This window comes from Mycolicibacterium obuense, assembly GCF_055397605.1.
Genome location: NZ_AP043663.1, coordinates 3,385,968 through 3,400,281 on the forward strand (window position 1 = coordinate 3,385,968; position 14,314 = coordinate 3,400,281).

14 protein-coding genes are annotated in these 14,314 nt (G+C 69.1%); 9 read left to right on the top strand and 5 right to left on the bottom strand.

The features are described 5' to 3' along the window. Window positions 1-31 precede the first annotated feature (31 nt). Complete coding sequence (locus tag ACZ50N_RS16050) at window positions 32-1,612, top strand: FAD-binding oxidoreductase (protein ID WP_464475659.1); 1,581 nt, start codon at window positions 32-34, stop codon at window positions 1,610-1,612. Then, window positions 1,609-2,511 carry a diacylglycerol kinase gene (locus ACZ50N_RS16055; RefSeq protein ID WP_046363411.1) on the top strand — a complete coding sequence of 301 codons (903 nt, stop codon included), beginning with the start codon at window positions 1,609-1,611 and terminating at the stop codon, window positions 2,509-2,511. The genes ACZ50N_RS16050 and ACZ50N_RS16055 overlap by 4 nt, the downstream gene beginning before the upstream one ends. Here ACZ50N_RS16055 and ACZ50N_RS16060 read toward each other — a convergent pair. Next, entirely contained in the window at window positions 2,492-3,004 is a 513-nt protein-coding gene (locus tag ACZ50N_RS16060; protein WP_046363431.1) for a DUF3145 domain-containing protein, read from the bottom strand. The genes ACZ50N_RS16055 and ACZ50N_RS16060 overlap by 20 nt on opposite strands. Window positions 3,005-3,123: 119 nt before the next feature. Continuing rightward, window positions 3,124-3,948, bottom strand: a complete 825-nt coding sequence (locus ACZ50N_RS16065; protein ID WP_464473277.1) for a serine hydrolase domain-containing protein — start codon at window positions 3,946-3,948, stop codon at window positions 3,124-3,126. Window positions 3,949-3,997: 49 nt separating this feature from the next. Here ACZ50N_RS16065 and ACZ50N_RS16070 point away from each other — a divergent pair, with 49 nt between their 5' ends. Together ACZ50N_RS16070 and ACZ50N_RS16075 are read left to right on the top strand one after the other, a co-directional pair. Continuing rightward, window positions 3,998-5,083 carry an S-(hydroxymethyl)mycothiol dehydrogenase gene (locus ACZ50N_RS16070; RefSeq protein ID WP_464473278.1) on the top strand — a complete coding sequence of 362 codons (1,086 nt, stop codon included), beginning with the start codon at window positions 3,998-4,000 and terminating at the stop codon, window positions 5,081-5,083. After that, window positions 5,080-5,703 (top strand): MBL fold metallo-hydrolase, encoded by a 624-nt coding sequence (locus ACZ50N_RS16075; RefSeq protein ID WP_464473279.1) that lies wholly within the window; start codon window positions 5,080-5,082, stop codon window positions 5,701-5,703. Before ACZ50N_RS16070 ends, ACZ50N_RS16075 begins: the two co-directional genes overlap by 4 nt. Here the strand turns inward: ACZ50N_RS16075 and ACZ50N_RS16080 are convergent. Further along, window positions 5,697-6,437 (bottom strand): SHOCT domain-containing protein, encoded by a 741-nt coding sequence (locus ACZ50N_RS16080; RefSeq protein ID WP_464473280.1) that lies wholly within the window; start codon window positions 6,435-6,437, stop codon window positions 5,697-5,699. The genes ACZ50N_RS16075 and ACZ50N_RS16080 overlap by 7 nt on opposite strands. Window positions 6,438-6,516: 79 nt before the next feature. On the opposite strand from ACZ50N_RS16080, the gene ACZ50N_RS16085 reads away from it, so the two are divergent. Continuing rightward, window positions 6,517-7,599: a class I SAM-dependent methyltransferase gene (locus ACZ50N_RS16085; RefSeq protein WP_048424038.1), complete on the top strand. Its 1,083-nt coding sequence runs from the start codon at window positions 6,517-6,519 to the stop codon at window positions 7,597-7,599. A gap of 2 nt (window positions 7,600-7,601) precedes the next feature. Here the strand turns inward: ACZ50N_RS16085 and ACZ50N_RS16090 are convergent, their stop codons facing one another. Both ACZ50N_RS16090 and ACZ50N_RS16095 read right to left on the bottom strand, forming a co-directional pair. Further along, entirely contained in the window at window positions 7,602-8,630 is a 1,029-nt protein-coding gene (locus tag ACZ50N_RS16090) for an NAD(P)H-dependent amine dehydrogenase family protein (protein WP_464475660.1), read from the bottom strand. Between the two features lie 70 nt (window positions 8,631-8,700). Further along, window positions 8,701-9,222 carry a hypothetical protein gene (locus tag ACZ50N_RS16095; RefSeq protein WP_052765228.1) on the bottom strand — a complete coding sequence of 174 codons (522 nt, stop codon included), beginning with the start codon at window positions 9,220-9,222 and terminating at the stop codon, window positions 8,701-8,703. A gap of 103 nt (window positions 9,223-9,325) precedes the next feature. On the opposite strand from ACZ50N_RS16095, the gene ACZ50N_RS16100 reads away from it, so the two are divergent. From ACZ50N_RS16100 to ACZ50N_RS16115, 4 genes are read left to right on the top strand one after another with little or no spacing between them, the layout of a single operon-like run. Further along, a complete protein-coding gene (locus tag ACZ50N_RS16100; protein WP_464473281.1) occupies window positions 9,326-10,867 on the top strand; it encodes an ABC transporter substrate-binding protein in 1,542 nt (513 codons plus the stop codon). Beyond that, the gene (locus ACZ50N_RS16105) at window positions 10,864-11,832 is read left to right on the top strand and encodes an ABC transporter permease (RefSeq protein WP_464473282.1); all 969 of its coding nucleotides are present in this window, start codon (window positions 10,864-10,866) and stop codon (window positions 11,830-11,832) included. Before ACZ50N_RS16100 ends, ACZ50N_RS16105 begins: the two co-directional genes overlap by 4 nt. Then, on the top strand, window positions 11,829-12,707 hold the full coding sequence (locus tag ACZ50N_RS16110) for an ABC transporter permease (RefSeq protein ID WP_464470557.1): 879 nt from the start codon (window positions 11,829-11,831) through the stop codon (window positions 12,705-12,707). Before ACZ50N_RS16105 ends, ACZ50N_RS16110 begins: the two co-directional genes overlap by 4 nt. Continuing rightward, a complete protein-coding gene (locus tag ACZ50N_RS16115) occupies window positions 12,704-14,308 on the top strand; it encodes an ABC transporter ATP-binding protein (protein WP_464473283.1) in 1,605 nt (534 codons plus the stop codon). Before ACZ50N_RS16110 ends, ACZ50N_RS16115 begins: the two co-directional genes overlap by 4 nt. Window positions 14,309-14,314: the final 6 nt, after the last annotated feature.

The window sequence follows — 14,314 nt, forward strand, 5'->3', positions numbered from 1 at the left end:
TTCGCTTGCTGGCCAGCCCACACGACCTCCGATGGCATGGAACGCCTGGGGTGATCCCGCCGCAGCGAAGCCGCTGTCGCCCGGTATCCGCTCCCTTCTCAGCCAGGCCCTGGGCATCGACGCCGAGCCGACAGCAGAGCCCACCCTCGAAGAGGTCAGGGTCCGCCCATCGGCTCTGTCGCCGAGTGACCGCGAGGGGCTCGCCGCGATCGTCGGCGCCGAGAACGTTCTCGTCGAGGACCGCGACCGGCTGCTCCGCGCCGGCGGTAAGTCGACGCTGGACCTGTTGCGCCGCAGGGATTTCGGTGTGCAGGACGGCCCGGACGCGGTGCTGGTGCCCGGCGACGACGACGAGGTGGCCGCCGTGTTGCGATTCTGCGCCGACCACAGCATCGCGGTCGTTCCGTTCGGCGGTGGCACCAGCGTGGTCGGTGGCCTGGACCCGCTGCGGGGCGACTTCAAGGCCGTGGTGTCGGTGGACCTGCGCCGGTTCGACGAGCTGCACACGCTCGACGACGTCTCCTGGGAGGCCGAGCTGGGCGCCGGCCTGACCGGGCCGGAGGCCGAGCAGCTGCTGAACGAGCGCGGCTTCTCACTCGGCCATTTCCCGCAGAGCTTCTGTTTCGCCACGATCGGCGGGTTCGCCGCGACCCGCTCGTCGGGCCAGGATTCCGCGGGCTACGGCCGCTTCGACGACATGGTGCGCGGCCTGCGTGCCGTGACGCCGGCGGGAGTGTTCGATGCGGGCCGCGCACCCGCATCGGCCGCGGGACCGGATCTGCGGCAGCTTCTGCTCGGTTCCGAGGGCACGTTCGGCGTCATCACGAAAGTCCGGGTGCGCGTCCATCCGGTGCCGGAGACCACGCGCTATGAGGCGTGGTCGTTTCCCGACTTCGCCACCGGCGCGGCCGCGCTCCGGGCCGTTGCGCAGACCGGTGCCGGACCGACGGTGATCCGGCTTTCCGACGAGGCGGAGACCGGCGTCAACCTGGCCACCGCCGACAGCATCGGCGAGATCCAGATCACCGGCGGCTGTCTGGCCATCACGGCCTTCGAGGGCACCGAGGCCCACGTCGTCAGCCGCCACGCCGAGACGCGAGACCTGTTGAGCGCCAACGGTGGAACGTCACTGGGCGAGGGCCCGGCACGCGCGTGGGAGCACGGCCGGTTCAACGCCCCCTACCTGCGGGACGGGCTGCTGTCGGCGGGTGCGCTGTGCGAGACGCTGGAGACCGCGACGACGTGGTCGAACGTCCCGACGCTCAAGGCTGCCGTCACCGACGCACTGACCCGCTCGCTGGCCGATTCGGGGACGCCTGCGCTAGTGATGTGCCACATCTCGCACGTCTACCCCACCGGCGCGTCGCTCTATTTCACCGTCGTGGCCGCCCAGCGCGGCAACCCGATCGAGCAGTGGCGCGCCGCCAAGACCGCCGCCTCGGAAGCGATGGTGCGCGTCGGCGCGACGATCACCCACCACCACGCGGTCGGGGCCGACCACCGCCCCTGGATGCGCGACGAGGTCGGCGACCTCGGCGTCGCCGTGCTGCGTGCCGTGAAGTCGACCCTCGACCCCACCGGAATCATGAACCCGGGCAAGCTGATTCCGTGAACCGGATCGTCGTCCTGACCAACCCGGCCTCCGGGCACGGCAATGCCCGCCACGCCGCCGAACGGGCGATCAGCCGATTCCAGGAACGCGGCGTCGACGTCGTCGCACTCGTCGGCCGTGACCCCGCCCATGCACGCGAACTCGTCGAGGGCGCGTTGGAACGCGGTATGGACGCGCTGGTGGTGGTCGGCGGCGACGGCATCGTCTCGCTCGCGCTGCAGATCCTCGCGCAGACGCCGACCCCACTGGGCATCATCCCGGCCGGCACCGGCAACGATCACGCGCGCGCGTTCGGCATCCCCACCGGGCCCGAGGCGGCCGCCGACGCGGTCGTCGACGGCGAGATCGGCACCTACGACCTGGGGTTGATCACCGGCGCCGACGGCACCCGGCGGTGGTTCGGCACGGTGATGGCGGCGGGTTTCGATTCCCTGGTCACCGATCGGACCAACCGGATGCGCTGGCCGCACGGGCGCATGCGCTACAACCTGGCCATGCTGGCCGAGATCTCCCAGCTGCGGTTGCTGCCGTTCCGGCTCACCTTCGACGGCACCGAGGTCGAGACCGAACTCACGCTGGCCGCGTTCGGCAACACCCGAAGCTACGGCGGCGGCATGCTGATCTGTCCCGGCGCCGACCCGACCGACGGGCTGCTCGATGTCACGATGGTTGCGTCAGCATCCCGCTCGCGGCTGATCCGGCTGTTTCCGACCGTGTTCAAGGGGACTCATGTGAACCTGCCGGAGGTGACGACCCGGCGGGCCGCGACGATCACGGTCGAGTCACCAGGAATCACTGCCTACGCCGACGGCGAGTACGTGTGTCCGCTGCCCGTGGAGCTCACCGTGGTGCCGGGCGCGTTGCGGGTGTCAGGACCCGCTACCCGACCCCGCGGCTGAGCCAGCTGACTTCGGCGCCCACTCCGCCGTCGCGGTAGGCCTCCAGCGCCTCGTCCCACGCGGTGCCGAGGACGGAGTCGAGTTCGGCGGCCAGCATGTCGGCACCGGAGGCCATCAGGGTGCGCAGCCGCATCTCCCCGACCATCACGTCGCCGTTGGCGCTCATCGCGCCGCTCCACAGGCCGAGCTGGGGGGTATGGCACCAGCGGTGCCCGTCGACGCCGTGGCTCGGGTCTTCGGTGACCTCGAACCGCAGCACCGACCAGGACCGCAGGGCATTGGCCAGTTGAGCGCCGGTGCCCACGGGTCCCACCCAGTTCGTCACGGCACGCAGCTGCCCGGGCATGGCCGGTTGCGGCGTCCACTTCAAATTCGCCCTCGCGTTGAGGGTCGACGACAACGCCCACTCGACGTGCGGGCACACCGCCGCGGGTGAGGCATGTACGTACACCACACCCGTCGTCGTGTCGGCGAATTGATTCGCTGCACGCATCTGTTGCTCCTTCGGCTCCACGAGGGACGTCTTCCCCAACGACCTGGTGGTTTCCGAGTGAGTCAGCAGATGAAATTGTTTATTTCGAGGTAATTGTGCCTTGTGAGACGCGTGTTGCGCTAGTCCGCCCTGTAATCTCTCAGAACTTCATCAGACAGGGCGGGCATCACGTCGTGCGCCCAGTCGCCGAAGGGCCGGTCGGTGAGCACGACCAGGGCCAACGCGGCGTCGGGGTCCACCCACAGAAACGTCCCCGATTGGCCGAAGTGCCCGTAGGTCCGCGGCGAGTTCTGCGCTCCGGTCCAGTGCGGTGATTTGCCGTCCCGCAGTTCGAAGCCCAGTCCCCAGTCGTTGGGCCGCTGCCTACCGAAGCCAGGCAGCACTCCGTCGAGGCCGGGGAACTGCACCGACGTGGCGGCCTCGTGCATCCGCTCCGACACCAGGGCCGGCGTCAACAGCTCACCGGCGAACGCCGTCAGATCGGCCACCGTCGACGTGGCGCCGTAGCCGGCCGCCGGTGCGCCCCCGTCCAGGGTGGTGTCCGACATCTGCAGGGGGTCGAACACCGATTCGGTCAGGTAGTCCGTGAACGGGATGCCCGACTCGCGCTCCAGCACCTCGGCCGCGACGGCGAACCCGTGATTGGAGTAGATCCGCCGCGTGCCCGGTGCGGCGAGCACCTTCTCCGAGGTCATCTCGTAGCCCGCCGTGTGTGCCAGCAGGTGGCGGATCGTGGCGCTCGGCGGTCCGGCCGGGGTGTCGAGGTCGAACACGCCCTCCTCGACCGCGATCTGGATCGCGCGCGCGGCGAGCAGTTTGGTCACCGAGGCGAGCGGAAAGGTCTGCGTCTGGTCGCCGTGGTGGGCCAGCGTTCCATTGCGGTCGACGACCGCGGCGGCGACGGTCGGGACGGGCCAGTCGGCCAGGGCGTCGAGTGCGCTCATCGGTGATGAGCCTAGCGACGACGCCGGGGCCACATATTAGGGTTCAGGCATGACTCAGACGGTGCGCGGCGTGATCTCCCGTTCGAAGGGCCAGCCGGTCGAGGTGGTGGACATCGTGATCCCCGATCCGGGGCCGGGTGAGGTCGTGGTCGACATCCAGGCGTGCGGGGTGTGCCACACCGATCTGCACTATCGCGAGGGCGGCATCAACGACGAATTCCCGTTCCTGCTCGGCCACGAGGCGGCCGGCATCGTCGAGACGGTCGGCGAGGGTGTCACCAACGTCGAGCCCGGTGACTTCGTGATCCTGAACTGGCGCGCGGTGTGCGGTCAGTGCCGGGCCTGTAAACGCGGCCGCCCCCACCTGTGCTTCGACACCCACAACGCCGCGCAGAAGATGACGCTGACCGACGGCACCGAGCTGACCCCCGCGCTCGGCATCGGCGCGTTCGCCGACAAGACCCTGGTCCACGAAGGTCAGTGCACCAAGGTCGATCCGGCCGCCGACCCCGCCGCGGCAGGCCTGCTCGGCTGCGGCGTGATGGCCGGTGTGGGCGCGGCCATCAACACCGGGGCGATCAACCGCGACGACACCGTCGCCGTCATCGGCTGCGGCGGTGTCGGTGACGCCGCGATCGCCGGCGCCGCGCTCGTCGGCGCGAAACGCATCATCGCCGTCGACATGGACAACCGAAAGCTGGAGTGGGCTCGGCAATTCGGCGCCACGCACACGATCAATGCCAAGGAACTCGACGCCGTGGAAACGATCCAGGACCTCACCGACGGGTTCGGTGCCGACGTCGTGATCGACGCGGTCGGACGGCCCGAGACGTGGAAGCAGGCGTTCTACGCGCGCGACCTCGCGGGCACCGTGGTCCTGGTCGGCGTGCCCACCCCCGATATGACGCTGGAGATGCCGTTGATCGACTTCTTCTCTCGCGGTGGGTCGTTGAAGTCGTCGTGGTACGGCGACTGCCTACCCGAACGGGACTTCCCGACGCTGATCTCGCTGTACCTGCAGGGGCGGTTCCCGCTCGACAAGTTCGTCTCCGAACGGATCGGACTCGACCAGATCGAAGACGCTTTTCACAAGATGCACGCCGGAGAGGTGCTCCGCTCGGTGGTGGTCCTGTGAACGCCATCCAGCGGCTGGTCACCAGCGGCACGTTCGAACTCGACGGCGGCAGCTGGGATGTCGACAACAACATCTGGCTCGTCGGTGATGACAACGACGTCGTGGTGTTCGACGCCGCGCACAGCGCCGCGCCGATCATCGAGGCGGTCGGCGGCAGGAACGTGATCGCGGTGGTGTGCACCCACGGCCACAACGATCACGTGACCGTCGCCCCCGAGCTGGGCAAGGCTCTCGACGCTCCGGTCCTGCTGCATCCCGCCGACGACGTCCTGTGGCGGATGACGCACCCGGACAGCGATTTTCGCGCGGTGGAGGACGGTCTCGCACTGACCGTGGCCGGTATCGAACTGCGCGCACTGCACACCCCAGGCCACTCCCCGGGCTCGGTCTGCTGGCACGCTCCGGAGCTGACCGCGGTGTTCAGCGGTGACACGCTGTTCTCCGGCGGTCCGGGTGCCACCGGGCGCTCCTTCTCCGACTTCCCCACCATCCTGGAATCCATCTCGGGACGGTTGGGCGCCCTGCCCGCCGACACCGTCGTCTACACCGGCCACGGCGATACGACCACCGTGGGCGACGAGATCGTGCACTACGACGAGTGGGTCGCCCGCGGTCACTGAGTGTCGAGGATCCGACGCTTCTCGGCCTCGAACTCGGCGTCGGACAGCGCCCCCGAATCGCGCAAAGCCGCAAGCGTCTCGAGCTGCCGCAGACGCACCGCCTCGTCAGTGGGCTGGTAACTGTGCACCGGCGGCGGGACGGGGCCGGGCCACTGCGCGTCGTCGAGGACGATCGGGCCGGGCGTCGGTCGGGGCCGGCGCCCGGAGCGGGCCCACCACGTGATCGCCGCGGCGAGCTCGAGGAGTCCGAGCGCGATCAGCCCGCCGCAGACCCACAGCACCCAGCCGGGTGAGCTGTCCTTGCCGAAGGCCAGTCGCGGATTGATGTAGCCGCCCACCGATCCGTCCGTCCGGACGTCGTACACCCCGCTCTGGGCGACCCGAAGGGTCCAGATGCGGACGCGCACATCGTTGTTCACCGATGTCGTCGATCCGATGTCTTCGGTCAGCACGGGATCGGGCAGGCCGTCGGGGGCGTTGATACCGATCTCGAGCGGTGGCACCGGGAATCCCCCGTCGATCCCTCCCGTGACCGACGTGTGGAAGTTGACCGTCACCTCACCTGCGGGCAGCTGCACCCGCCCCGACCCGGGCACCGGGATCTCGCCGTAGGCGTCGAAGTCGTCGAACACCACGGCGCTGAGCACGAGCGTCACGATCAGGCCCGCCACGCCCGCGATCAATGTCATCACTGCGGCGACCACCGCGATCTTGGGGCCGGTCCGAGCGGTCACGCGCGTCAGTGTCGCACGCCGGGTTGCACGCCGGGCTTTTCGTCGGCGCGGACCGCGCACAGGTACTACCGTCTCGAAGATGCCCGAGTCGAGCATCGTGGTGCGACCGGAACCGGTCGACAGCGGCACCTACACCGCCGCGTCGCGGCTGCAGGCCGCCGGGCTGACGCGCGCCACCGAGATCTTCGCCGAGGCCGCCGCCGCAGTGCCCCTGCCCACCCCGCCGCAGCCGATCGTCCTGGCCGACTACGGTGCGGCAACGGGACACAATGCGCTGTTGCCGATGGGCGCGGCGATCTCGGTGCTGCGCAACAGAACCCGGCCGGAACACTCGGTGCTGGTCGCCCACACCGACCGACCGGACAACGATTTCACGGCGCTGTTCCGGACGCTGGAGGAGGACCCGGACACGTACCTGCACAAGGACAAGGCGGCCTTCGCCTCCGCGGTCGGACGCTCCTTCTATTCGCAGATCCTGCCGTCGAACAGCGTCAATCTCGGGTGGAGTGCGTGGGCGATCCAGTGGCTGAGCCACGTGCCCGCGCCGGTCCACGGCCCGCACTTACAGGTGGCCACGTGCGGCGACGACGAATTACAGGCGGCCTACGCCAAGCAGGCAGCGCGGGACTGGCACGAGTTCGTCGCGTTCCGCGGCCGCGAGCTGTGTCCCGGCGGCCGGCTCGTCGTGACCACCATGGGCATCGGGGACGACGGCGAGGCGGGGTTCCGTCCGCTGCTCACCGCCATCGCGGATGCGCTCGCCGAGGTGACGGCCGCCGGGGTGATCTCCGCCGACGAGGCCGCGCGGATGTGCATCCCGACCGTGGCCCGGACGGCCGCCGATGTCACGGCGCCCTTCGCGCCGTCGGGGGTCTTCGAGCGGCTGTCGATCGCGCACCTGGAGATCGTCGATGCGCAGGACCGGTTCTGGGACCGGTATCAAGCCGACAAGGACGCCGTGGATTTCGGAGCGCGCTGGGCCGGCTTCGCGCGCGCCTCGCTGTTCGCCGCCCTCAGTGCGGCGCTGGACGGGGGCCTCGCGAACCCCCGCTGCGCCGATCTGCACGAGCGGCTGGAGAAGGGCATCGCCGAGCGGCTGGCCGCGGCCCCGGAACGCACCCAGATCCCGCTCGCCTACGTGGTGCTCGAGAAACGCCGCTGAGTTCAGCGGATGGTTCCCACCCCGGGGATCAGCGGCAGATCCAACGCGGTCACCCAGCCGGGTGAGAGCGCATTGACCGCCGGGACCGCGTTCAGCGCGCGCAAACCCGTGGCCAGACACCCGGCGGCCGCGGCGTCCCGGCCGGAGCCGTCGGTGAAGCGGAAAGCCGTCTCCTGGCTGATGCTGGGCGTGCCCTCGATGTCGACGCGGTACACGTCGTTCTCGGTGCCCGACGGCCAGTCCGGTGCGGCGTCGTTGCCGATCCGGTTCACATGCTCGAGCTGGATACGCGTTTCTCCCCGGTACACGCCGTTGATCGTGAACCTCACCGCGGCAACGTTGCCCGCCGCGATGACGCCCTTGGCGGTCGGCCGATCCACCGGCGTCACCCACTTCTCCCACGTCGTGGTGATCTCGTCGAGCATGATGCCGGCCGCATGGGCGATCATCGGAACCGTTGCACCCCAGGCAAACACGAGGATGTCGGAGTTCTCCAGCATCGCCGTGTACTCCGGCGGCCTGCCGATCCCCATCTCCCGGTCGTAGTCACCGGTGTAGTTGGTGTAATCCAGAAGCTCCGAGGCGCGCACGGTGCGAACCTCGGAGCACAGGCCCATCAACGTCATCGGGAACAGATCGTTGGCGAAGCCGGGGTCGATGCCGGTGGTGAAACACGACGACTCCCCCAGTTCACAAGCGACCGTGACGGGTTCGATCCAGTTGGGCGGATTGAGGTGCATGGTCGGCCAGATCCAGGGCGTCATCGCCGTCGAGCACACGTCGATCCCGGCGCGCAGGAACCGGGTGATCACCTCGATGTTGGTGTCGGCATGCGCGGCAGTCGGGCCGTAATGCACGAGGGCGTCGGGCTCGAGCGCGACCAGCGCGTCGATGTCATCGGTGGCGCTCAGGTCCAGCGGTGCCGACAGGCCACAGATCTCACCGACGTCGCGACCCACCTTGTCCGGGTTGCTGACGCCCACCCCGATCAGCTCGAAGCCGGGATGGTCGACGACCTCGGCGATCACCATCTTGCCGACGAACCCGGTCCCCCAGATGACGATCCGTTTCGCGTCCTCGCGTGTCACGGCGATCCCCCGGCTAGAAGCAGCGCCGTAGGCCACCGGGTTCGCAGATCAGCGGATATCGGTCGACGGGGGTCGCGAGCGGTTCCTTGTAGGCCATCGTGAACCTCGTCGTGATGATGCCCGGCGGCAGACCGCAGTTGCCGTTGTGCTGTGTCTGGCGGGTACCCGTCATCGTCACGTCGTCGAATTTCACGACGTCAACGGTCGGCGCCCACGAGCCGTCCGGGCACTGCATCCCCCGGTCGGTCGGCGTCGTGTAGGCCCACTGACCGCCGGTGAGCACCGCGTCGCCGCCGACGAGGCCGGCGCTCGCCTGCACGTGCATGCGGCAGCCGACGGGAAGGTACAGCGCCTCCCGGAGGTCGCCGACCACCGGAACGCACGACGGGAAGATCGTCCAGGTGCCCGGTTTGCCGCCTTCCGGGGTGATGGTGAAGACGCCTTCCATGACCTGGTCGGCCTGAGCCGGGGCGGCGGCGCCCACCAGTGCGCAGACACCGAGCAGGAACGCGGCCAGGGTGCGCATCATCGTCACGCCGCGAGTATTTCAGCCCGGAGTAGACAAAGTCACGGGTTTGCCTATTCGCGGCACCGGGTAATCGCACTTCAACTGGCTCGAGTATCCGGGGTGGTGAAATATGGCGAGGACGGCGGTGCAGACCGCTGTCCTCGTCATTTTCGTGCTCGTCGCGTCCTTGACTGGCTGCTCGACGGGCAATCGCGTCGATCTCGGCGAAGGAGCTGCCGGATCGCTGATCGCCGCGATCGCCGGGGAGCCCGATCAGCTCGACCCGCACAAGACCACCGCCTACTTCTCGTTCGAGGTGTTGGAGAACGTGTTCGACACCCTCGTCGAACCCGACGAGAACCTGCAGATGCGGCCCGCCCTGGCGACCTCGTGGGAGGTCTCCCCCGACCAGCGCACCTGGACGTTCCATCTGCGCCCCGGCGTCAAATTCCACGACGGCAGCCCGCTCACGGCCGACGACGTGGTGTTCTCCTACCGCCGCATCATCGACGAAAAGCTCGCCAACTCCGACAAATTCAGCGCGGTCACCGCGGTCGAAGCCCCCGATCCGGCCACGGTGGTGCTCCGCGTGAGCCGGCCGACGCCGAACATGCTGACCAACATCGGCGGCTTCAAGGGCATGGCGATCGTGTCGCGGCGCAACGTCGAGAGCGGGCAGATCGCGACCAACCCCATCGGCACCGGCCCGTTCCGCTTCGCCGGCCGCAAGAGCGGCGACTCGATCTCACTGGTCGCCAACCCCGACTACTGGGACGGCCCGCCCGGCGTGCCCGGGGTGACGTTCCGGTTCATCTCCGAACCGTCGACGGCGCTCTCTGCGCTGCAGGCGGGTGAGATCGACTGGACGGATTCGATTCCGCCGCAACGTGTCCGCCAACTCTCCGATGACGAGTCGCTCCGCCTGGCAGTGACCCCGAGCAACGACTACTGGTATCTGGCGCTCAACGAAGCGAAGGCACCGTGGAACGACGTGCGGGTACGCCAGGCGATCGCGTACGCCATCGATCGCGACGCGATCGTCGCCGCGACCAGTTACGGTACCGCGAAGGTCAACGAGCTCGCGATCCCCGAGGGCAACCCCTGGTACACCCCTTACGACCGCTACCGCAGCGGAGGGCTGGACAAGGCACGTGAGCTGCTGAGCGAGGCCGGCGTCACGCCGGGCGATCTCGACATGCTGGTGACCACCGAATATCCGGAGACCGTGACGGCGGCGCAGATCATCGCCGACAACCTGGCGCCGCTGGGCTTCACGGTGAACATCCGCACCGTCGATTTCGCGACCTGGCTCGACGAGCAGAACTCCGGCAACTTCGACATGCTGATGCTCGGCTGGCTGGGCAACATCGACCCCGACGACTTCTACTACGCCCAGCACCACACCGACGGCTCGAGCAACGCGCAGAAGTTCTCCGACCCGGAGGTGGACCGGCTGCTCGACGCCGGCCGCGTCGAAACCGACCCCGCCGCCCGCAAGGCCGACTATGCCCGCGCCGCAACGCTGATCGCCGACAAGGTCAGCTACATCTACCTGTACAACTCCTCGGTGATCCAGGCCTGGAACCCGGCGCTGACGGGATACGAGGCCCGCCGCGACGGCGCCGTGCGATTCCGGCACGCGGCGCTGGACAAGGGTGGGGAGGCGTCATGACGAGGGTCCTGTCGCATCCGATCATTCGGTTCGTCGCACGCCGGGTGCTGTATTCGCTGATCGTTCTGCTGGGCGTCACCGTGGTGGTGTTCGCGCTCGTGCACCTGGTGCCCGGTGACCCGGTCCGCATCGCGCTGGGCACCCGCTACACCCCCGAGGCGTACGAGGCGTTGCGCAGCGCCAGCGGGCTGGACCGGCCGATCCTCTCGCAGTTCTTCGGCTATGTCGGCTCGGCGCTCACCGGTGATCTCGGCGTCAGCTTCCGCAACGGCGACCCGGTGACCGTGACGCTGATGGAGCGGCTGCCCGCCACGTTGTCGCTGGCCGCGGCCGGCATCGTGATCGCCGCGCTGATCGCGCTGCCCGCCGGCACGTACTCGGCGCTGCGGGAAGGCCGCCTCAGCGACGCCATCGTCCGGGTCACGAGCCAGTTCGGCGTCTCGATCCCCGACTTCTGGCTGGGCATCCTGCTGATCGGCCTGTTCTCGACGACGCTGGGCTGGCTGCCCACCTCGGGGTACCGGCCGCTGTTCACCGATCCGGCGGGCTGGCTGAGCCACATCATCCTGCCCGGGCTCACCGTCGGCGTCGTCGCCGCTGCGATCATGACGCGTTACGTGCGCGCCGCGGTGCTCGACGTCGCCGCCATGGGTCATGTGCGGACCGCACGCTCCAAGGGGCTCTCGCCGCGCGTCGTCACGTTCCGGCACACGGTGCGCAACGCGCTGGTGCCGATCCTGACCATCACCGGAATCCAGCTCGCCACGCTGCTGGGCGGCGTCATCGTCGTCGAGGTGGTCTTCGCGTGGCCGGGCCTGGGCCGGCTCGTCTACAACGCGGTGGCCGCCCGCGACTACCCGGTCATCCAGGGCGCGGTGCTGCTGATCGCGGCGCTGTTCCTGGCGATCAACCTGATCGTGGACGTGCTCTACGCAGTGGTCGATCCGAGGATCCGGCTGGCATGACGACCACCGAGCCCACCCGCGTCTCGTCCTGGCGCATTCTGGCGCGCAACCCGGTCACCGCGGTCAGTGCGCTGGTGCTGCTCGCCGTCGCCGTCATCGCGGTGTTCGCGAACGCGATTGCGCCGCATGGCGTCAACGATGTCGACGTGCCCGACGCGCTGCAGCCGCCGAGCGGCGCACACTGGTTCGGCACCGACGAGCTCGGCCGTGACGTGCTCTCCCGCGTGCTCGTGGCGACGCAGGCCTCGATGCGTGTCGCAGTGATCAGTGTCGCGTTCGCGGTCGTGGTCGGGGTGACGGTCGGAGTGCTGGCCGGTTACCGGGGCGGCTGGCTGGACACCGTGCTCATGCGCCTGGTGGACGTGATGTTCGCGTTCCCGGTCCTGCTGCTCGCCCTGGCCGTGGTCGCGATCCTGGGGCCGGGACTGACGACGACGATCCTCGCGATCGGCATCGTCTACACCCCGATCTTCGCCAGGGTCGCGCGGGCCAGCACGCTGGGCGTGCGCACGGAACCCTATGTCGCGGTGTCGCATGCGATGGGCACGCCCGATCACATGATCCTGCGCCGGCACATCCTGCCCAACATCGCCGGCCCGCTGATCGTGCAGACCTCGCTGTCCCTGGCGTTCGCGATCCTGTCCGAGGCGGCGCTGTCGTTCCTCGGTCTGGGCATCCAGCCGCCGGAGCCGTCGCTGGGCCGGATGATCTTCGACTCGCAGGGATTCGTCACGATGGCGTGGTGGATGGCCGTGTTCCCGGGTGCGGCGATCGTGGTGATCGTGCTGGCCTTCAACCTGCTCGGGGACGGGCTGCGGGACGTGCTCGACCCGAAACGCCGCACCAGCGCCGAGGCACGAGGGGTGCAACGATGACCGTGTTGGCGGTGGCCGATCTGGGCGTGCGCATCGGTGCGCGCACGATCGTCGACGGCGTCTCGTTCTCGGTGGCCCGGGACCAGACGGTGGGCATCGTCGGGGAATCGGGGTCGGGCAAGACCATGACGGTGCTGGCGGCCACCGGCCTGCTCGACGCGCCGGGGGCACGCGTCTCGGGATCGAGCACGCTCGCCGGTGAGCCCGAGATGCAGCTCGTCGGCGCCCGCGCCAAAGACCTTCGCCGCGTGCACGGTTCGCGCATCGGGTTCGTGTTCCAAGACCCCGGCACGTCCCTCAATCCCCTGCTCACGCTGGAACGTCAGATCACCGAGTCGCTCGAGACGCACCGCCGGGTGACGCGCCGGGAGGCGCAGTCGCGGGCTCTGGAGTTGCTCGAGGCCGTCGGGCTGCCCGATCCGGCGACACGTCTGCATGCCTACCCACACCAGCTCTCCGGCGGCCAACGACAGCGTGTGATGATCGCGATCGCGCTGGCGTGCGACCCGGAACTGCTCATCGCCGACGAGCCGACCACCGCGCTCGACGTGACGACGCAGGCACAGATCCTCGAGCTGGTGCGGACTCTGCAGCGGGACTTCGGCACCGCGGTCGTGTGGATCAGCCACGATCTCGGCGTCATCGGTCAGGTGGCCGACACGGTGACCGTGTTGCGCGACGGCGCGGTCGTGGAACAGGCGCCGATCCTCGACGTCTTCGATCGACCCCGTGACGACTACACACGTGACCTCCTGGCTGCGCGTCCCAACCTCGATGTCGCTGGCCCGCAAGCGAATCCGGATGCCGAACCGCTGCTCGAGGTCGACGGCCTCGACGTCTCGTTTACGGTCACCACCCCGGTGGGCAAGTCCACCGTGCACGCCGTCGATGACGTCTCGTTGCGGATTCGGCGTGGCACCACGCTGGGGTTGGTCGGAGAATCCGGGTCCGGCAAGTCGACCGTCGCGGCGGCCTTGACCGGTCTCGTGACCCCCGACAGCGGCAGCGCCACACTCGCCGGGGCGGACATCCTGAACGTCAAGCGCTCGGAGGTCAAGGCGCTCCGCCGGCGGATCGGACTGGTGTTCCAGGACCCGTTCTCGTCGCTGAATCCGCGTGCGCGCGTGGAGACGTCGATCGCCGAGCCACTGACGGTGCACCGGCTGGTCGACGGTGGCGCCGCGCGCCAGAAGCGGGTGGCCGAGCTGCTCGACCTCGTCGGCTTGCCGACCGAATTCGCGCAGCGCTATCCCCACGAACTGTCCGGCGGGCAGCGGCAGCGGGTCAGCATCGCCCGCGCGCTCGCCGCCGAGCCGGATCTGCTGATCCTCGACGAGGCCACCGCCGCGCTGGACGTGTCGGTGCAGGCGCGCGTTCTCGATCTGCTGGCCCGCCTGCAGCAGGAACTCGGATTGGCGTATCTGCTGATCGGCCACGACCTGGCGGTCATTCGCAAGCTCAGCCACGACGTCGCGGTGATGCGGGGCGGCGCGGTGGTGGAGAACCGGCCGGCCGAGCAGTTGTTCACCAACCCCGAGCACGAATACACCCGGGCGCTGCTGGCGGCGGTGCCGCCGGTGCGCCCGCGCGCTGCCGTGTGAGCGCCC

Coding starts and splice junctions, on each gene's coding strand:
- ACZ50N_RS16085 (WP_048424038.1), top strand. CDS start 6,517: ATGCCCGAGTCGAGCATCGTGGTGCGACCGGAACCGGTCGACAGCGGC.
- ACZ50N_RS16060 (WP_046363431.1), bottom strand. CDS start 3,004: ATGCGTGCAGCGAATCAATTCGCCGACACGACGACGGGTGTGGTGTAC.
- ACZ50N_RS16110 (WP_464470557.1), top strand. CDS start 11,829: ATGACGACCACCGAGCCCACCCGCGTCTCGTCCTGGCGCATTCTGGCG.
- ACZ50N_RS16065 (WP_464473277.1), bottom strand. CDS start 3,948: ATGAGCGCACTCGACGCCCTGGCCGACTGGCCCGTCCCGACCGTCGCC.
- ACZ50N_RS16050 (WP_464475659.1), top strand. CDS start 32: ATGGCATGGAACGCCTGGGGTGATCCCGCCGCAGCGAAGCCGCTGTCG.
- ACZ50N_RS16100 (WP_464473281.1), top strand. CDS start 9,326: ATGGCGAGGACGGCGGTGCAGACCGCTGTCCTCGTCATTTTCGTGCTC.
- ACZ50N_RS16090 (WP_464475660.1), bottom strand. CDS start 8,630: ATGGTGATCGCCGAGGTCGTCGACCATCCCGGCTTCGAGCTGATCGGG.
- ACZ50N_RS16070 (WP_464473278.1), top strand. CDS start 3,998: ATGACTCAGACGGTGCGCGGCGTGATCTCCCGTTCGAAGGGCCAGCCG.
- ACZ50N_RS16115 (WP_464473283.1), top strand. CDS start 12,704: ATGACCGTGTTGGCGGTGGCCGATCTGGGCGTGCGCATCGGTGCGCGC.
- ACZ50N_RS16105 (WP_464473282.1), top strand. CDS start 10,864: ATGACGAGGGTCCTGTCGCATCCGATCATTCGGTTCGTCGCACGCCGG.